We start from the raw sequence: 17,885 nt of genomic DNA on the forward strand, positions 1-17,885 counted from the left end.
CGTGGTGGTCGGCACCGAGCAGATAGATCTTCTCGGGGAACCCGCGGTCCTTCTTCGACAGGTAGTACGCAGCGTCGGAGGCGAAGTACGTGGGCTCACCGTTGGCCCGGATGAGGACCCGGTCCTTGTCGTCGCCGAAGTCGGTGGTGCGCAGCCAGACGGCACCATCGAGGTCGAAGACGTGTCCTTGCTCCCGCAGGCGGTCCACCGCCTGCCCCACGGCTCCGCCCTCGTGCAGGGCCGACTCGGAGAAGAACACGTCGAAGTGCACGCCGAAGTCGGCCAGGGTTTCCTTGATGTCCGCCATCTGCGCTCGATAGGCCAGTTCCCGGACGATCGGCAACGCCTCGTCGTCACCCATGTCCGCCACCTCCGGCCGGGCAGCCAGCGCCTGGCGGCCGAGATCGGCGATGTACTCCCCCGGATAGCCGCCCTCCGGGACCGGTCGGCCCCTGATGGTGGCCAGGACGGAGGCGGCGAAGGTGTTCATCTGCGTTCCGGCGTCATTGATGTAGTACTCGGCCGTCACCGCCGCACCGCTGGCGCGCAGGACACGCGCGATCGAATCTCCCAGTGCGGCCCAGCGCGTGTGGGCCAGATGCAGCGGCCCGGTGGGATTCGCCGAGACGAACTCCATGTTGATGGTGTGGCCCGCGAGGGCGTCGTTCGTGCCGTAGGCAGGCCCTGCCTCGACGACGGTCCGGGCGAGCTCGCCCACCGCGCCGGCGTCCAGGGTGATGTTGAGGAAGCCCGGGCCGGCGACGTCGACGCTCTTGACGCCGTCGATGCCGTCCAGGCGGCCGCTGAGCATCTGGGCGAACCCGCGCGGATTCATCCCCGCCTTCTTGCCCAGTTGCAGAGCGATGTTCGTGGCCCAGTCACCGTGCTCCCGGTTCTTCGGTCGCTCCACACGCACCTCCGAGGGGAGTTCGACATCGAAGTCACCGGCCTCGACGGCGGCCTCCAGACAAGCGGAAATGGCGGCGGACAGCTCTTCTGGATTCACCCGTGAAGCATAAGGCCGCAGTGTGGAGCGCCCCGATCGCCCTGACACGGTCGCTGCCGATGCGCGACGGCGACATGCACCACGTCCGGAACATCGGTGCGGCATGTGGACCAGGAGCTGCTCCCAGCCTGTGACCGGCAGCGGCGCGCCGACGCCGAGGCCCTCGGCGCTCCGGCCGCAGGCCGGCTGGGACCCTCAAGGCAGGCCACACTGCCCAGCGCACGAGAATGCGGGCCCTGCCCGCCATACTCGACGATCCCGTCGAACTGCCACAGCAACGCCTTCCAGGCGTGGAGCGCATGCCGCTGCAGGTCCGCTTTCCTGACCGAAGTACACTGCCCGACGACACCGCAAGGACGGCTCCCCACAGGGGACACTCGCGTACGGTGCAGAGCGTCCGCCGGGAAACTGCTACCGCAGCGAAGTGCGCCGCGGATGGGCCACATGTAACGCGCACAGCCTCCTGCGGCGATGGCGTCCCGTAAGTCGATGGTCACGCGACCATCGACGTGTCGTCAGCGCCTCTCGAGTTCCTCGGCGAGCATCACGATGATGCCGCTGGGCCCCCGGACATAGGTGAGCTTGTAGGCATCCTGATAGGTCGCCACGCCGCGCAGCGGGTGGCAGCCGTGCCGGGCGGCGATCTCGAGGGACTCGTCGAGGTCCTCGACCGAGAAGGCGACGCGGTGCATGCCGATCTCGTTGGGCCGGGTGGGCTCCGTCTCGATCGCTGCGGGGTGGATGTACTCGAAGAGCTCGAGGCGATCGTTGCCGTCCGGTGTCTGGAGCATGGCGATGTGGGCGTGGTTGCCGTCGAGACCGACAGCGGTGTCCGCCCACTGACCGCTGACCGTTTCACGACCCAGGAGGGTCAGCCCGAGGTCGGTGAAGAAGGCGATCGCCGCTTCGAGATCACGGACGGCGATGCCGACGTTCTCGAACTTGATGGACATGCGATGCATGCTACCCGGCCGAGGAAACCACTTCAGGTTGACGCTTCACCCAGTGCCGGAAAACGGCTCCTCTGCCGTGACACGTCTACCGCGAGTTGGCCCGCCGCCGACCGGGTCGTACGTGGGGCGGCGGAGGCACGCCCGCCGTTGGCCCGGTTCCTGCGACAGTCCCGTGGTCCTGGCCGAGGGGCTCGAGCCAGTCGGAGTCGTCGGCGTCTGGTCCTGGGGTGGTGTGGGCCTGACTCGTTGCATCGGCAGCCCGCAGAGGCTCCCCGTCCAGCACCGGTGTACGACGTCCCTCTGACCTGGAGCGCGACGGGTTCGCCCCCGATTCACCGCACCACGGAGGAGGAGACGCGTCCGCCCAGGTCAGCGCCGCTTTTGGTCACAGTCCTCGACGGGCGCACACCAGGAGGCAGGATGGATCATGAGCTCGCATGAGACCGCCGAGCGCGGGGTGCCCGAGAACGCCGCCGTGATCGGCCGCGGCACCGACACCGCGGATCGGAACAACTTGGGGAGTGGGGCACAGCCGTTGCACCCGGGACAGCTGGTGCAGGCCCGGATCCGTGGGGTGGTGCACTGGACCGGAACGGTGGAGACTGTCTCGGTTGCCTTGGGCGTGGTCTGGATCCTCGAGAACGGACTGGGGGAACGCAAGCTGCTGGACCTGCGGGAATACCAGGTGGGCCCCCAGGAGAGCGCCGACCCATGATGCGGATCGGGCAACCGGGCACAGCGAAGGATCTTACGCGCACGCCTCGACCACGGCGGAACCGTCCTCTCGGCTCCGCCCCTCACCTACGCCACCGGCACGCGCGAGGCCTTCCGTCTCGGGGCCGTGGCTTTCCTACCGCCGGCATCGCTGCCGCAGACCAGCAGAAAAGGGGCGGGATCGGCCCCCCGGCCGGTGCCGCCCCTTCTGCTCTCCGCCTCAAACCGGGCACTCACCGATCGCGGCGAATCCCCGGATCCGCAGCATCACCGGCCTGTCCCAGAGATGGAGGGGCCACAGGCAATCCCCTCTCAGCAGCAGAGTCCCCTCCCTCATGCCACCGCCCCCGAGAACACCCGCCGGAACCAGGTCGTTCACCAAAGGAAGCAGAGGTGTGTGATCGCGAACGCTCGAGTGGCCACGTCGCCGTCTCTTCCAGAGCGCCATGGTCGCCATGACGCACGTCTCCGACGCACCCCGGGAAACCCCAGCCGCAGCACGGATCGCCGCCGATCGGGCCATGTGCGAAGCTGCGTCGCTGAGACGTTCTCGAAGGAACCTGGCCGTTGTGGCTCTCAGTGTTCGGGCGCGAACGGCTGCAGCGGCAGCTACGACCGTGCGTCCAGGAGGTGCTGTTGCTGGTGGTGTCGACGGGCCTCGATCTGTGCCCTGGTCCGATCCACGTGCTGCCGCGACCGGGACTCGAAGTCCACGACGACACGGGCGATCAAGGCCACCGCCCCGATCATGAGCAGAGCGATCGCCGCCGGCTCCAGCGCACCACTGGTGCTGATCGACAGGCTCAGCTGGATCATGGCCGCCGCCGTGGCCATGCCGCCCGCGCCTGTGGCGACGCTCATCAACGTTCCTGCCATGGGGTGCCTCCTGGAAACGAGCACTAGACGTTTGTCTATGCAAAACAGGCTAGTAACCTTACTCGTCAGTAATCAAGGCAGGGCCTGTAGTGCGCGTCCACATCGTGAGACAGCTTCGAGGCCGCACCTCCCCGTGGCGTCACGGTGATGGAGCCAGAAGACGATGGCAAGATCAGGTGACTTGAGTTGACTTGCCTTCTGAGAACGGGGGTTGTGTGGAACCCCATCTGCAGCGTTGACAGATCAGGAACGCCCGCGGGCGCACATCTCCCTAGCGGTGGCTCGCCTCGACGGCGTTGTGGGTGTGAGAGAAAGGGGCGACACCGCGGTCCCGGACGGCCAGGACAGCCCCACCGAGCAACCCGGCCACCAGCCCGTAAGGGGTGAAGACCAGGGCGTAGAGGAACCACACCGGGTCGAGAACCACGTTGAGGATCAGGAAGGGCAGCATCAGCGCCGCACCGGCGACGGCCATCAGGGGGACCCGGATCCCGGCGGCCAAGCCGTAGTCGGCCCCGGCCGCCCAGCACGGGCCCCACACCAGCTGGGTCCACACCAACCCCACCCCCATCAGCACCGCCCAGCACAGCACCCAGGCCGACCAGCTGCCCGGGGATAGGAAGGCGGCGTAGCCAGGGCCAGCACCGGGGTGAGCGCCTGGAACACCAGATAGGTGCTCAGCCGATGCACGTGCAGGGCTCGTCTCACCAGATCAGGCCTCTCCGCTCGACAGACCCCACCGTATGCCGCGCACCCGCGCCACGACGCAAGAGCCACGCTCGGGGCCATCACCTGTAGACCCTTATCGGACAGGTCGGCGAATCCGGAGCGGCGCTTCGCCTGACTCGCGGCGACGGCCCTCTTGAATGTCGGAAATCGTGTGTGACGGACCGCCCACATCTTCGACCCTCGAGGTCCCCGGAGAGAACCCGAACAGTCGTGACCGCACCGAAGCCGCATCCATGACCGGAGCGGCCACACCTGATCGCGGGCGTCGGCGGGTCAGCACAGGCACGAGGAGACGATCATGAGCACCATCACCGCCACCGAACGGGAACAGATCGAAGAAGCAAACGCCTCCGGGCGCCGCATCGTCCTGCTCGTCCACGGCCTGTGGGCCATCGCCCCCGGGTGGGCGCCGTGGCGTCAGTTCCTCGCCGACCGCGGTCTCGCCACCGTGGCTCTCGAGTGGCCCGGTGAACCGCCCACCGTCGAGGAAGCACTGGCCCGCCCCGAGACACTGGCCGGCATCGGGGTGCAGGATGTGACCGAGCACGCCGCCGACGTCATCGCCGCCCTCGAACGCGCCCCGGGCCTGATCGGCCACTCCTTCGGCGGGCTGGTCACCCACGAGCTCGCCGGCATGGGGCTGGCCGCAGCCACCGTCGGGGTCAGCCCCGCCCCGTTCCGCGGCGCCTTCGGGCTGCGCTGGTCGGTGGTCCGCGGCGGCGCCCCGGTACTGACGAATCCTGCCAACCTCGGCCGAGCCGTGCGGTTGAGCTAGCCGCAGTTCCGCTACTCCTGGGCCAACGAGGTCAGCGAGCAGGAGGCCCGCCAGCTGTGGGAGACCCAGCACGTGGCCTGCCCCGGCAAACCACTCTTCGAAGCCGTGGCCGGACAGATCGCCCCCGTGGCCGCCGCCACCGCCGACTGACGCCACCCCGACCGTGGGCCGATGCTGGTCATCGGCTCGGCCACCGACCGGCTCGTCCCCCTCGGCGTGGTCCGGAGCGAATACGCCAAACAGCAGCGCAACCCCCACCCCACCGCCCTGGTGGAGGTCCCGCACCGCGGGCACTCCCTGACCATCGACCACGGCTGGCCCGAGATCGCCCAACTCGCCGCCGACTACCTCGACGACCATCTCCCCACCCCGGAAACCCCACGACCTTAGACACGAACCGGAACTTCACCGAAACACGGTCCGCCGCTAACCGGCCCATATGTGAAGCGGGTGGTGCGTTACCCCGACTGGATGTCTTCCAAGGTGTGCCCTTGGCCGCCTCCACCCGCCCCAGTGTCTTGTCAGATGCCCGCCCGATCGCCGCTGCCGACGCCGCCGGGCAGGTCACCGCTGTCCTCGTCCTGGCCATCACTGCCATCTGCGCCCGGCGACTGCCTTGGAGAGACTGCTGAAACCATTTCACGAGCGGCAACACCCGCAGGTACCCCGATGGCCGGGTCGTGGACTACCGCACCGGGCAAGTCAGGATGGTGCCCGTGATGGCGACAGGCCCGTCTTGGCACCGCAGCACGTCGGACCGTGGGCTTGGGCGGCAGTTCGGTCCCGTCCGTTCCCGGGGCTGCTAGCGGGGACGTTTCCTTCGGGCGTCAGGCGGGGCTCACCGCCGGGTCTTGAACTCCCTGGCTGGCCGTCACTTCGAGGCTTACTCCCGAGAGTTCCGCTCGGATGATCTCCGCACCCGCAGCGAGAGCGATCATTTTGTCTCGCGCAACCTTTCGAGCCAGTGGCGCCATGCCGCAGTTGGTGCTCGGATACAGCTTGTCCGCATCGACGAACCGGAGCACCTGCCGAAGAGTGCTGGCCACTTCCTCCGGGGATTCGATCGCGTCGCTGGCGACGTCGATGGCCCCGACCATCACCTCCTTACCTCGGAGCAGCTCGATGAGCTCGACCGGGACGCGGGAGTTGTGGCGTTCCAAGGAGACCATGTCGATCGTCGACTGCTGGAGGAGCGGGAATGACATCTCATACTGGCGCCACTCCGACCCGAGCGTCGCCTTCCACTCGGTATTGGCTTTGATGCCGTAGCCGTAGCAGATATGCACGGCCGTTTTGCTGCGCAGTCCCTCGGCCGCTCGCTCCAGTGCGGCCACGCCCCACTCCTTGAGGTCGTCGAAGAACACGTTGAAGGCAGGCTCGTCGAACTGGATGATGTCGACGCCCGCCGCCTCCAGCTCTTTGGCCTCCTGGTTGAGGATCTTCGCGAACTCCCAGGCGAGCTTTTCGCGACTCCTGTAGTGCTTGTCGTAGAGGGTGTCGATCATGGTCATGGGACCGGGGAGCGTCCACTTGATGGGCCGGCTGGTCCGCGCGCGGAGGGCCTTCGCGTCTTCGAGGAAAACCGACCGCTCACGGCCCACCGCGCCGACGACCGTCGGGACGCTCGCGTCGTAGCGGTCACGGATCCGCACCGTCTTCCGGTGTTCGAAGTCGACGCCGCTGAGGTGTTCGATGAACGTGGTGACAAAGTGCTGACGGGTCTGTTCGCCGTCGCTGACGATGTCGATACCCGCCTGCTGCTGCTCGTTCACGGCCAGGCTCAGCGCATCCCGCTTGCCCTCGCGCAGTTCCTCGCCGTCCAGCTTCCAAGGGGACCACAGCGTCTCACCTTCCGCGAGCCAGGAGGGCTTGGGCAGGCTGCCGACGATGGTGGTGGGCAACAGGGTGTTCATCGGTGCTTCTCCGTCTGTCGTCCGCAGTGGGCCGCGGCCCACTGCTCCAGGAGGGTCTGGTGTGGCTTCACGAAGTGCTCCTCCGTGAACTTCCCCTGCATGAGGGCCAGCTGACTGCGCTCCTCGCGGTCGTAGGCGATCTGCGTCACCGAGTAGTCTCGACTCTCCAGGCTCGGCCGGTAGACCCGACCAGCTGCCGCATTGGCGTTGTAGATCTCCGGGCGATAGATCTTCTGGAACGCTTCCATCGTGCTGATGAGGCCGATGAGTGCCAGGTTGGAATAGTCATTGAGGAGATCCCCCCGGAAGTAGAACGCCAGGGGTGCGACCGCGCCGCGGGGCATGAAGTAGCGGACCCGCAGTCCCATCCTCTCGAAGTATCGATCCGTCAAGGAGGATTCATCCTGCCGATACTCCACCCCGAGGATCGGATGGTGGTTCTCGAGCCGACGATACGTCTTGGTGCTCGAGACGCTGATGCAGATCACGGGCGGCTGGCGGAACCGCTCGCGGTAGGCCTCGGAGTCCAGGAAGTGCGTGAAGAGCTTCCCGTGCAATTCGCCGAAGTCATCGGGGATGCTGGACCGGGACGCCTTCGCGTGGTGTTCCGGCAGCACCACGCTGAAGTCATAGTCCCGGAGGTAGGACGAGAAGTTGTTCCCCACGATCCCGTCGATGTGCACATTGGACAGCGTGTCGAGGATCTGCACGTCGAGGACCTCGATCAGGGGGAACACCGCGTCGTCGCCGTCGGCGGCGAAGTGCAGGTCCACGGAGACGATCTCGATCTCCACGACATAGCGATCCCGGCTGGGATTGTCCCAGTGGGCCAGGTCGTTGAAGCGACTATTGATCATTGTCAGGGTGTTTCGGAGGTTCTGCCGACGGTTCTCGCCGCGGGCCAGGTTCGCGAAGTTCGTCGTGCCTCGGGAACTGGACGAGGGGCAGTAGTCCTCATCGAAGCGGGTCGTGCTGATATCGAACGTGAAGTCGTTCGTCCTGGTGGTCTGATGCATCGATTCCTCGCTGTGGACCGGGGGCCTGCCTGCCAGATGTGTACTCATCTCGAACGTCCTTCCCTGCTGCTCGTGCACTGCCCTCCCGAAGGTCGCCCCAGTCATGCTCCCGGCACCCCCGGCGCTGCCCGGACGACGTCGATCCGGGCCTCCGGGCTGCCGGTTCCCCGGGCCGCGCGGGCCGCGGCGGTGACGCGGCGCTGACCGGTCCGGGGCGCGCGGCGCACTCCAGTGCCGCTTCGAGGTCCGCCTGCAGGTCGGTGACGTCCTCGACGCCCACGGACAGCCGGACCAGGTCGGCCGGGACCTCCAGGGCCGTGCCTCGCACGGAGGCGTGGGTCATCTTGGAGCAGTAGCAGATGAGGGACTCGACCCCGCCGAGGCTGACGGACAGGGCGAACAGCTCCGTGGACTGGGCGAACGCCCGTGCGGCGGGCTCTCCCCCGCCCAGCCGCACGGACACGATCCCGCCGAATCCGTCCATCTGCCGGGCCGCCAGCTCGTGCCCGCGGTGCTCCGGGAGCCCGGGGGAGTATACCTGCCCGACCGCCGGGTGCTCCCGCAACCAGCCGGCCAGCTCCGCGGCGTTCGCGCCGTGCCGGTCCATCCGCAGGCCCAAGGTCTTCAGTCCCCGGGCCGTCGGCGCAGTGTCCGTCTGTGCTGAGTCGGTCAGGAGGGTCACCTCAGCGCGCCTTCCCGGTCAGGGCCGAGGCCGGTACGGTGGCCAGCGCCCGGTCGAGGTCGGCGATCAGGGCCTCGGGACACTCCAGTCCGATGGACAGCCGGATCGTGGTCTCAGCGATGCCTGCGGCCCGGCGTTGGTTAGGGGTGAGCCGGCAGTGCGTCATGGTCGCCGGGGGGCTGACCAGGGAGCGCACGTCCCCGATGTTGGCCACGAGCTGGAGCAGCTCCAGAGCGTCGATGAACGGGCCGATGGCCTCGGGGCCGGCGGCCAGGTCGAAGGAGAACACCGAGCCGGTGCCGTGCGGGAAGTCCCTCTCGGCGAGAGCGGCGCTGGGATGTCCGGGGATCGCCGGGTGGTGGACGCGCCCGACGGTGGGGTGCCGGGCCAGGTGCTCGGCGACCGTTCGCGCGGTCTCCTCCTGCCGGGCGATGCGGACGGCGAGGGTCTCCAGGCCCTGGATGAACTGGGCGGCGCTGGCCGGGGCGAGGGAGGGGCCGAGGTCGGGCAGGAACTTGCTGCGCGCCAGCGCCAGGTAGGCGCCGCGGCCGTGCCGGTCGATGAGTGCCTGTCCGCCGTAGCGGGCCTTGGGCCGGGTCAGTTGGGGCCACCGCTCCGGGGCTGCGCCGTAGTCGAAGGTGCCGCCGTCCACGATCGCCCCGCCGAGGACGGCCCCGTGCCCGCCGAGGAACTTCGTGGCGGAGTGCACCACCACGTCGGCACCATGTTCCAGTGGCCGGTACAGGACCGGCGTCGCCAAGGTGCTGTCCACCACGACCGGGACCCCGGAGGCGTGGGCGATGTCCGCCAGCGCCGGCAGGTCCGGCACGGTGGCCAGCGGGTTGGTGATGGACTCCAGGAGGAACGCGCGGGTGTCCGGCCGGATCGCCGCGCCCCAGGCCTGCGGGTCGGCCGGGTCGGCGAAAGTGACCTCGATGCCGAAGTCGGCGAAGGTGTCCGTCAGCAGGTCCACCGTCCCGCCGTAGAGCTGGCTGGAGGCGACCAAGTGCTTACCGCCGTGGAGCAGGGTCAGCAGGGACAGTGCGACGGCGGCTTGTCCCGTGGCGGTGCCGATGGCCCCGATCCCGCCCTCCAGGGCCGCCAGTCGGTTCTCGAACACGGCGACCGTGGGGTTGCCCGTGCGGCTGTAGGTGAACCCGGGGGTCTCCAGCCGGAACATCGAGGCGGCCGTGGCGTGATCGGGGAAGCGGTAGGCCGCCGTCTGGTGGATGGGCACGGCCACCGGCCAGTAGGGGGCCTCGGGCTCGTAGCCGGCGTGGACCTGTTGGGTGGCGTGGTGATTCACTCGATCCTCCATCGGTCCTGGCGGTAGCACCGTGCCCGCCGGTCCCGGTGTCCCAGGGTCGGCTGACTGGTTGCTGCGGCGTCGTCGAGCCAGATCTCTCGGCCGCTCTGGATGGTGTGGTGCGCTCATCCCACTCGATGGACGGCTCTATAGTCCAACGGACGGTGGGGTCGGTTGTCACAAAACCACACGTCGGGACATATTCGGGCCGGGCGATCGCGCTCGGCCGCTTCGGCCGACGTCGGGCCGGGTTTGTGACAGGTTATGACGGCCGGCCGCCCGGCCCTCATCGTGGGCTCAGTGATGTCCCGACGGAAGACCAGGGCGTCGTCGAGGGCGTTGTGCGCGGAGAAGATGACGCCCGCCTGGGGGTGGCGTCATCAACGGCGTGGTGAACGGCGTCAACCGGATCCCGGGAGCCGTGCACGGAGCCATCGGATTCGTCCTCCGGCACCACAGGAGGGCTCTCCCCGGCCCCGCTCTTCGGCCGTGGCAACCCGCGGCGTATGACCAGCCTCAACTGCATTATCGTTCCCGCGGGCAATGTCCGGTAGCCGGCCATATGTAAAGCGGTGGAGGCGCCCCGACTCCCCCACTCGACTCCGCACTTCCTGCGCGGGGCTTGGTGTCGGTGTGGGATGGCAGCGACAGGACAATCAGGGTGCTGCGCGGTATTTTCCGACTCATGCGTGTGGTGGCCGATCGTGCGGATCGGTCATCGATGACGACGGTGATGACGTGTGGTCATCGAATACGAGTGAGCGGGTTCATCCGGCCAACGTGGTCGTGCGCCAACTCCCGGGCCGATTGCAACCCCTCTCCTCAGGATCGCGACTTCCTCGCGTTATGGGCAGCCGATGACGACACTTATACTTGCAAATGAAATGCAAGATTAGGAATGGATGAGTCACGTGATCAGTCGCCCACGGCTTCACGGCCGCGCGTCATGGCATCGCCGGAGTGCCGCACCGATTCGCATCTGGATGGGCGTGCTGCTGGTCGTCATCTTGGTCCATCGCTGGGTTCCTGACTTCCGCTGGGTGATGGTGCACCTGGTGACCCTGGGCTTGATCACCAATTCGATCATGGTGTGGTCCCAGCACTTCACCGAGTCATTGCTGAAGAACCGGCTGCCCGATGGCTCCAGGAGACGGCAACTGGCCCGCATCCGCATGCTCAACGTGGGGATCGTGCTGCTGATCGCCGGGTTGCTGAGCACCTGGTACTGGCTGACCGTGCTGGCGGCGGTCCTGATCGGGGCCGCGCTGACCTGGCACGGCACTGCGTTGCTGGGGCAGCTGCGCACGGCGCTGCCGTCGCGATTCGCTGTGACCGTGAAGTATTACGTGGTGGCCGCGTTCCTGTTGCCCGTCGGGGCGGTGCTGGGGGCCGTGCTGGCCGCCGGGCTGTCCGCACCGTGGCATGCCCGGGTCCTGTTGGCGCACGAGGCGACCAATGTGCTGGGCTTCGTGGGGTTGACGGTCGCGGGCACGCTGCTGACGCTGTGGCCCACGATCTTGCGCACCCGCATGGTCGGTTTCTCCTCTCGGATCACCGCAGTCGCTCTGCCGGTGATGACCGGGGGAATCGTGACCACGGTCGGGGGATCCCTGCTCGGGACGGTGTGGGTGACGATGGCCGGTCTGGCCGCCTACATCTGTGGGCTGGTGGCCGTGGCGGTGGTCATGGCCGGCACCGCTTGCCGTCGGCGGCCGGCCGACTACGCGGGCTTCTCCGTGGCTGCCGGGGTGATGTGGTGGTTGGCCACGACGGTGGTGATCACCTGGCTGGTGGCCGGGCACGGATTCGAGACGGCGGTGCTGCGGCAGCTGACCGTGCCGTTCGTGGCCGGTTTCCTGGCCCAAGTACTGCTGGGTGCCATGACCTACCTCCTGCCTGTCACGATCGGCGGCGGCCCGGCGACCGTACGGGCCGCCAATCGAGTGATGAACCGGGCGGCCATGTTCCGTGTGGTGGTCATCAATCTGTGCGTGCTGCTGTTCAGCCTGCCCTCGGACCTGCTGCCGTCCTGGGTGCGGGCCGTGGTTTCGGTGCTGGGGGCCGCGGTGTTCTTCGCCTTTGTTCCTCTGATGGTCTCTGCGGCCAAGGTCTCGGTGGCCGGACGGAAGGCTGTTGCGGCACCGCCGTCTCGAAGCCGGGCCCGGGCGGACACGTCGGGGCCGAGCCCGGCTGCCCCGGGCGGGGAGGTGCCGCCTTCCCGGCATGGGCGCGGGGCGGTGGCCGGGGTGCTCACCGTGGCCACCGCGGTGGTGGTGGGCATCGCGCTGAACCCGGCGGCGACCGGCTTCGATCTTCGCGCTCAGGGCGCCAGCCCGGTGCAGGCCACGGGAAGGACCACCACCGTGGAGGTCAGCGCCGAGGAAGGCATGCGGTTCGAGCCGGCCTCGGTGGAGGTCCCGGTGGGTGACGAGCTGGTGATCGAGCTGACGAACAACGACCCCACGAACGTCCATGACCTCGTCCTGGCTTCCGGGGCCAGCAGCGGCCGGGTGGCCCTTGGGCAGACCGTGACCGTCGAGGCCGGGGTGATCGGTGGGCCGGTGGAGGGGTGGTGCTCGATCGTCGGGCACAAAAGCATGGGCATGGGCTTCGACGTCATCGCGGTCGACGCCGACGGCACCGCCGTGGCTGCGGCACCGGTGGCAGCGCAGGAGGCGGTCGGATACCCGGGCCCCCACGCGCCCACCACGGAGCCGGTTGCGGAGCCGGCCGCGGCCGTGGACTTCGGCGCCGCACCCGGGGATCGGTTCGTCACCCGCTCCCCCGTGCTGGAACCGGTGGACGGTGAGGTGGAGAGCGGGCGCCGGGTGCACCGGGTGGAGCTCGAGGTCGAGGAGACACCGCAGGAGATCGCCCCAGGGGTGCAGCTGCAGGGGTGGACCTACAACGGCCGGTACATGGGCCCGACGCTGCACGGGCAGGTGGGTGATGTCTTCGAGATCACCCTGGTCAATGACGGGTCGATGGGGCATTCGGTGGACTTCCACGCCGGAGCGGTCGCCCCGGACGGGCCGATGCGCACCATCGCCCCGGGAGAGTCGCTGGTCTACCGGTTCGAGGCCGTCCGCTCAGGCATCTGGCTCTATCACTGCTCCACGGCTCCGATGAGCACGCATCTGGCGGCCGGGATGTTCGGGGCCGTGGTGATCGACCCGCCCGGTCTGCCAGACGTGGACCGGGAGTTCCTGCTGGTGCAGAACGAGACCTATCTCTCCCCGGCCGGGGAGCCTGCCGCGGGAGGGGCGAACGCGGTGGTGGCCCCGGAGCCGGTCGGGCAGGGCGTGCCGTCGCTGACAATGTTCAACGGGCACGCCACCCAGTACGTCCACAACCCGCTCACCGCGCAGACCGGTGAACGGGTGCGGATCTGGGTGCTGGCGGCGGGGCCGTCGAAGGGAATGAGCTTCCATGTGGTGGGTGGCCAGTTCGACACCGTCTACAAGGAGGGCGCCTATCTTCTGCCTCCGGGCGTGACCGGATCGGGCGGAGCCCAAGCCCTGGACCTGGCCCCGGCCCAGGGCGGGTTCGTGGAGCTGGAGTTCTCCGAGCCCGGCACCTACCCGTTCGTCAATCACTCCCTGGCCGAGGCCGAACGCGGGGCCAGAGGGCTGATCCAGGTCTCCCCGTGATACCTCCTCTGCGCATCCGACGAAGCCGACTAGTACCTGCCTGTCAGCACGACAGTCAGAAGTTGGTGACGGTCCCGCCCGCCCGAAGGGCAGATCGCGGTGGAGGCCGTGTGGGCGACCGGGACCCACCGGTACGGCCACAACAAGTTTGTCCATCGCTACCGAAAGGAATGATCGTGGTGCAGAAGTCGTCGTTGACCGCTCTGGCCCGCCACCAGCTGGAGATCGCCCAACAGGCCCCGAGCGGGCGCAGCGCTCACACAGTGTTCGGCGGCCATGAGCAGGTGATGCGCCAGACCGTCATCGCGCTGCGGGCAGGCTCCGCTTTGAACGAGCACAACAATCCCGGTGAAGCCACCGTTCACGTACTCCACGGACGAGTCCTCCTGAGTGCCGGAGACCTCGAGTGGAACGGGTCCCCGGGGGATCTGCTCATCGTTCCGCAGGCCCGTCACGGGCTGGAGGCGGTGGAGGACACCGTCGTGCTGTTGAGTGTGGCCAAACACCGTTGAGCCTCCAGTGCGCGGCCACGGCACCCGCTACGGCCCATGATGATCGCCCAACTACCCATTGGGCGACGGTGCGGCACCTGCTTGGTGCTCGCACCGGGACCCGTGGGGGCACCCGATGTCAGCTGGGGCATGAACCGCGAGAATCCTGATCCTGCCGAACCCTTCAGAGGAGCAAAATATGCTGTCAGACACCGCCTACCCCGTTGTGAAGGCCACCCTGCCCGTGGTCGGGGAGAACATCCAGGAGATCGCCCGGCGCTTCTACGCGCACATGTTCGCCGAGCACCCCGAACTGCTGGACGGGTTGTTCAACCGCGGCAACCAGGCCGACGGCCGTCAGCAGCAGGCCCTGGCCGGGTCCGTGGCCGGCTACGCCGGATACCTGGTGAACCGGCCCACCGAGATGCCCGACCACCTGCTCTCGCGCATCGCGCACAAGCACGTCTCCCTCGGGCTGGCCCCGGAGCAGTACCAGATCGTCCACGACCACCTCATGTGGGCCATCGTCGATGTCCTCGGCGAGGCCGTCACCGAGGAGGTCGCCGCGGCCTGGGACGAGGTGTACTGGTTGATGGCCAATGCGCTGATCACCCAGGAGCGTGGCCTTTACGAGGCCACCCGCCTGTCCCCGGACACCGTCTGGCGCACCTGGCGAGTGGTCGAGAAGATCACTCAGACCGCCGATGTGGTGACCTTCGTGGTGGAGCGCGTCGATGAGCGGGAGGTCAAGCCCTCTCTGCCGGGCCAGTACGTCACCTGCAAGATGCAGATGCCTGACGGGGTGCACCAACCGCGCCAGTACAGCCTCACGAAGGCCGACGATGGGCGGCACCGGGTGTTCGCCGTCAAGCGCATCCGCGGCAACGGCACCCCGGCCGGGGAGATGTCGACCTTGTTGCACGATCAGGTGCAGATCGGTGATGAGATCACCCTCTCGGCGCCCTTCGGGGACGTGGTCCTGGAGTACACCGACCGGCCGGTGGTGCTGGTCAGCGCCGGAATCGGCATCACCCCGATGGCCGGGATGCTCTCCCACCTGGTGGCGGGCGGGGCCCAGCGCAAGGTGGTGCTTCTGCACGCTGATGCCTCCCCGGAAACCTTCGCGCTGCGCACCCAGGTCACCGCTGACCTTGAGGAGCTGCTGGACGGGTCCCTGGCCGTGTGGTTCGAACATCCCTCCCCCGCCCCGGGTCCGAACGAGCACGCGGGACTGATGGACGTGCGGGCCGTGGAGCTGCCCGCCCAGGCCCAGTACTACCTGTGCGGGCCCTTGCCGTTCATGCAAGCGGTGCGCAGCGACCTCATCGCCCGCGGAGTGCCGGCCAAGGACATTCAGTACGAGGTGTTCGGTCCTGACCTGTGGCTGGCCGATTTCGAGTAGGAACGCAGGTTCTGAGGAGGACGTCATGACCGCGGAGTACGAGGACGGAATCGAAACACTGTCGACCAGTGCCTGTTGGACGCTGCTGCGGGCCACCGGTATCGGCCGTCTGGCGGTCTGGGTGGCAGACCACCCGGAGATTTTCCCGATCAACTACGTGGTGGACCACAGCAGCTTGGTGTTCCGCACTACGGAAGGCACCAAGCTCTCGGCGGCTCTGTCCGGTGTGCCCGTGGCCCTGGAGATCGACGGGTACGAGGCGTCGGTCAACCGGGCCTGGAGCGTGGTGGTCAAGGGACGGTCCGAACAGATCCGCGGCGTCGAGACTCTGACCGACACGCTGAGCCTGCCTCTGCTGCCGTGGCAGGGTGGACCGAAGGGACGGTTCCTGCGCATTCACCCCACCGCCGTGTCGGGGCGCCGGTTCCAGGTGGCCGACCCGAAGGTGTGGCGCACCCCCTTCTCGGAGGCACCGCGGTCGCCAGTGGACTGATCTACCGCAGCGCCGACCGTCTGGACAGATGCGCCAATCGAGCCCTGTGGTCTCGCCTACGCGAGGCCACAGGGCTCGATGATGAGCACCGGTGATGATGAGCGATGCGCCGGGGCCGGAGGTGCTGCCGGTGGCAGCACCTTCGGCCTGGCCCCGCTCGGCTCGATCCTGCTGGCTCCACCCGTCGTCCCCGTGGCGGGGTTCATACGAGCCCCGAAACAGGAACGGGGTCGCGGTGGTGGTGGGCGCGTTCATCCACGGCATTACCGGGCGCCTCTACACCGCAGCTGCGGTTGCGCCAGGAGCCGGGGCAGAATCAGATGCCTTGTGGGTCCGCAACAGGGGCCGGTACGACCGCGATGACGTCCTGGATGGTGTGGGCGGCGCCGTGATCCGGTACCTGCCGGGTGCGCAGGGCCGCGAGGTATCCGGCGACATAGGCCGTGACCGGCACAGCGGGGCGGGCCACCCCGGTGGAGACCACCCCGGCCAGAGCCAGCAGGTCTTCCAGAGGCACGTCCATGGCGTCTAGCTCGAAGTCGGTTCTGAGCTGGTCGATCCATGCGCAGAGCAGGCGTCGTTCCTCGGGCGTCATCTTCTTCGCCATGCCGCGTTCCTTTCCTCGGGGGTGTTCTGTCAGCTGAGGCGGAAGGTGTGCACGTCGTCCCACGTGTCCACGTCCGCGGTGGCGTCCTCGCCCACAGTGACCTCCTGCAGGAGAAGGTCATGGGTGAAGGAGCGTACCGAGCGATTGGTGGGGTCCTGGTCCGCGTAGGCCGCGCGCAGCGCCTCGGTGCGGTATAGGGCTACCAGGGGCTGACGTCGGCCCTCGGGGGTGACGCCGATGTGTCCGTCCGCTTCCGGCGCGGCCCGGGCGGCCGCCAGTAACAGGGGCACCGCTCGGGCCACTTCGGGCATGTCGCAGGCCAGGGTCATGGTCCAGTCCGCCTCCGGCAGCGCCTCGAGGGCGGCCAGCCCGGCCGCGATACCCGCAGCCGGTCCGGAGAACGGAGGGTCCTCCCGGGTCCGCAGCGCGCCGGCGGAGATGGCCAGGTCCGCGGGTCCGACCACAACGACCCCGGCGGCGCCCTGCACCGCGTCCACCGTGAGCTCCACGAGGGTGCGCCCGTCTCGCCGTAGGCCCGCCTTGGGTGTGCCGCCCAGCCGGGAGGATCGGCCCCCGGCCAGGACCACAACGTGGAAGACCGGAGCGCCGGCTGGGGTGCTCATCCCCCGGAGAAGGGCGGCAGGACGTCGAGGACCGCCGCATCCGGAATTTCGGTCGCAGGTTCTGGGCAGGCCACGCCGTTGAGCAGGAAACTGGAGCGGGCCAGCACCTGCGCCAGCGGCGGCTGCCCAGTGACCGGCTGGGAATGCAGTTGCCCCAGCAATGCCTCCACGTCAGCGCGGGTAGGGGGCGGACCGTCCACGGCAGGTAGCTGCAGGGTCTCGGCCTCGGTTCCGGCGGCCGCCCGCGCGGCCGCGAAGTACCGCACCCGCACGGTGGTGCCCGTGGCACGGGTGCGGCTTCCAGCGATGTGATCGGCGGTGTTCTGACTCATCGTTCCTTCTTCGATTGCTGTCTTCGAGCGGCCACGGGCTCAGCCCCCGATCGCGCTCATGGAGCGCTCCGGCTGGACGTAGTCGGGGCTGTCCAGGCCGGGGTGCTCCATGCCGTGGGCGGCGGGCTTGACCCACATCGCCGCCCGCCACCGGTCAGCCAGCTGCGCATCGGTGGCCCCGGCGCGCAGCAGCTCCAGCAGGTCGACCTCCTCGTGGGAGAACAGGCAGGAGCGGACCCGGCCCTCGGCGGTGATCCGGGTGCGCTTGCAGTCGGCGCAGAAGGGCTCCGTGACCGAGGCGATCACTCCCACGGTGC

16 protein-coding genes, 3 pseudogenes and 1 riboswitch are annotated in these 17,885 nt (G+C 68.3%); of the genes and pseudogenes, 7 read left to right on the forward strand and 12 right to left on the reverse strand.

Features of this window, described 5'->3' with window-relative positions:
* Positions 1-1,006: pseudogene (locus BJF77_RS15650) on the reverse strand (arginine--tRNA ligase); the annotation flags it as partial.
* Between the two features lie 515 nt (positions 1,007-1,521).
* Entirely contained in the window at positions 1,522-1,959 is a 438-nt protein-coding gene (locus tag BJF77_RS15655) for a VOC family protein (protein WP_075872747.1), read from the reverse strand.
* Positions 1,960-2,386: 427 nt separating this feature from the next.
* Here BJF77_RS15655 and BJF77_RS15660 point away from each other — a divergent pair, with 427 nt between their 5' ends.
* On the forward strand, positions 2,387-2,674 hold the full coding sequence (locus BJF77_RS15660; RefSeq protein WP_075872748.1) for a hypothetical protein: 288 nt from the start codon (positions 2,387-2,389) through the stop codon (positions 2,672-2,674).
* 608 nt (positions 2,675-3,282) lie between these two features.
* On the opposite strand, the gene BJF77_RS15665 is transcribed toward BJF77_RS15660, so the two are convergent.
* Positions 3,283-3,534, reverse strand: a complete 252-nt coding sequence (locus tag BJF77_RS15665; protein ID WP_047803402.1) for a hypothetical protein — start codon at positions 3,532-3,534, stop codon at positions 3,283-3,285.
* A 286-nt stretch (positions 3,535-3,820) separates the two neighbouring features.
* Positions 3,821-4,105: a hypothetical protein gene (locus BJF77_RS15670; protein ID WP_139318610.1), complete on the reverse strand. Its 285-nt coding sequence runs from the start codon at positions 4,103-4,105 to the stop codon at positions 3,821-3,823.
* Between the two features lie 471 nt (positions 4,106-4,576).
* On the opposite strand from BJF77_RS15670, the gene BJF77_RS21135 reads away from it, so the two are divergent.
* Together BJF77_RS21135 and BJF77_RS21140 are read left to right on the forward strand one after the other, a co-directional pair.
* Positions 4,577-5,053: an alpha/beta hydrolase gene (locus tag BJF77_RS21135; RefSeq protein ID WP_222845018.1), complete on the forward strand. Its 477-nt coding sequence runs from the start codon at positions 4,577-4,579 to the stop codon at positions 5,051-5,053.
* Positions 5,054-5,224: 171 nt separating this feature from the next.
* Positions 5,225-5,443 carry a hypothetical protein gene (locus BJF77_RS21140; RefSeq protein WP_222845019.1) on the forward strand — a complete coding sequence of 73 codons (219 nt, stop codon included), beginning with the start codon at positions 5,225-5,227 and terminating at the stop codon, positions 5,441-5,443.
* 437 nt (positions 5,444-5,880) lie between these two features.
* On the opposite strand, the gene BJF77_RS15680 is transcribed toward BJF77_RS21140, so the two are convergent.
* From BJF77_RS15680 to BJF77_RS15695, 4 genes and pseudogenes are all read right to left on the reverse strand, one after another.
* Positions 5,881-6,966, reverse strand: a complete 1,086-nt coding sequence (locus BJF77_RS15680; RefSeq protein ID WP_075872751.1) for a methionine synthase — start codon at positions 6,964-6,966, stop codon at positions 5,881-5,883.
* Complete coding sequence (locus BJF77_RS15685; protein ID WP_075872752.1) at positions 6,963-7,982, reverse strand: DUF1852 domain-containing protein; 1,020 nt, start codon at positions 7,980-7,982, stop codon at positions 6,963-6,965. The genes BJF77_RS15680 and BJF77_RS15685 overlap by 4 nt, the downstream gene beginning before the upstream one ends.
* Positions 7,983-8,202: 220 nt before the next feature.
* Positions 8,203-8,634: pseudogene (locus BJF77_RS22095) on the reverse strand (PLP-dependent transferase); the annotation flags it as partial.
* A 31-nt stretch (positions 8,635-8,665) separates the two neighbouring features.
* Entirely contained in the window at positions 8,666-9,970 is a 1,305-nt protein-coding gene (locus BJF77_RS15695; RefSeq protein ID WP_139318611.1) for an O-acetylhomoserine aminocarboxypropyltransferase/cysteine synthase family protein, read from the reverse strand.
* Between the two features lie 5 nt (positions 9,971-9,975).
* A riboswitch (SAM riboswitch) is annotated at positions 9,976-10,088 on the reverse strand.
* An 865-nt stretch (positions 10,089-10,953) separates the two neighbouring features.
* Here BJF77_RS15695 and BJF77_RS15700 point away from each other — a divergent pair.
* The 4 genes from BJF77_RS15700 (at position 10,954) to BJF77_RS15715 (ending at position 16,006) form a co-directional block, all read left to right on the forward strand.
* Complete coding sequence (locus BJF77_RS15700) at positions 10,954-13,620, forward strand: multicopper oxidase domain-containing protein (protein WP_083665210.1); 2,667 nt, start codon at positions 10,954-10,956, stop codon at positions 13,618-13,620.
* A 179-nt stretch (positions 13,621-13,799) separates the two neighbouring features.
* Complete coding sequence (locus BJF77_RS15705) at positions 13,800-14,132, forward strand: cupin domain-containing protein (protein WP_075872755.1); 333 nt, start codon at positions 13,800-13,802, stop codon at positions 14,130-14,132.
* Between the two features lie 178 nt (positions 14,133-14,310).
* The gene (locus BJF77_RS15710) at positions 14,311-15,513 is read left to right on the forward strand and encodes a globin domain-containing protein (protein WP_075872756.1); all 1,203 of its coding nucleotides are present in this window, start codon (positions 14,311-14,313) and stop codon (positions 15,511-15,513) included.
* A 25-nt stretch (positions 15,514-15,538) separates the two neighbouring features.
* Positions 15,539-16,006, forward strand: coding sequence for a pyridoxamine 5'-phosphate oxidase family protein (locus BJF77_RS15715; RefSeq protein ID WP_075872757.1), 468 nt, complete (start codon positions 15,539-15,541; stop codon positions 16,004-16,006).
* A 316-nt stretch (positions 16,007-16,322) separates the two neighbouring features.
* Here the strand turns inward: BJF77_RS15715 and BJF77_RS15720 are convergent, their stop codons facing one another.
* The 4 genes and pseudogenes from BJF77_RS15720 to BJF77_RS15735 form a co-directional block, all read right to left on the reverse strand.
* Positions 16,323-16,613 (reverse strand): DUF6457 domain-containing protein, encoded by a 291-nt coding sequence (locus tag BJF77_RS15720; protein WP_075872758.1) that lies wholly within the window; start codon positions 16,611-16,613, stop codon positions 16,323-16,325.
* A gap of 29 nt (positions 16,614-16,642) precedes the next feature.
* Complete coding sequence (locus BJF77_RS15725; RefSeq protein WP_075872759.1) at positions 16,643-17,236, reverse strand: molybdenum cofactor guanylyltransferase; 594 nt, start codon at positions 17,234-17,236, stop codon at positions 16,643-16,645.
* On the reverse strand, positions 17,233-17,568 hold the full coding sequence (locus BJF77_RS15730; protein WP_083665211.1) for a MoaD/ThiS family protein: 336 nt from the start codon (positions 17,566-17,568) through the stop codon (positions 17,233-17,235). The genes BJF77_RS15725 and BJF77_RS15730 overlap by 4 nt, the downstream gene beginning before the upstream one ends.
* A 39-nt stretch (positions 17,569-17,607) precedes the next feature.
* Positions 17,608-17,885: pseudogene (locus tag BJF77_RS15735) on the reverse strand (GTP 3',8-cyclase MoaA); the annotation flags it as partial.

This window comes from Kocuria sp. CNJ-770 (assembly GCF_001942375.1).
Classification (GTDB): Bacteria; Actinomycetota; Actinomycetes; order Actinomycetales; family Micrococcaceae; genus Kocuria; species Kocuria oceani.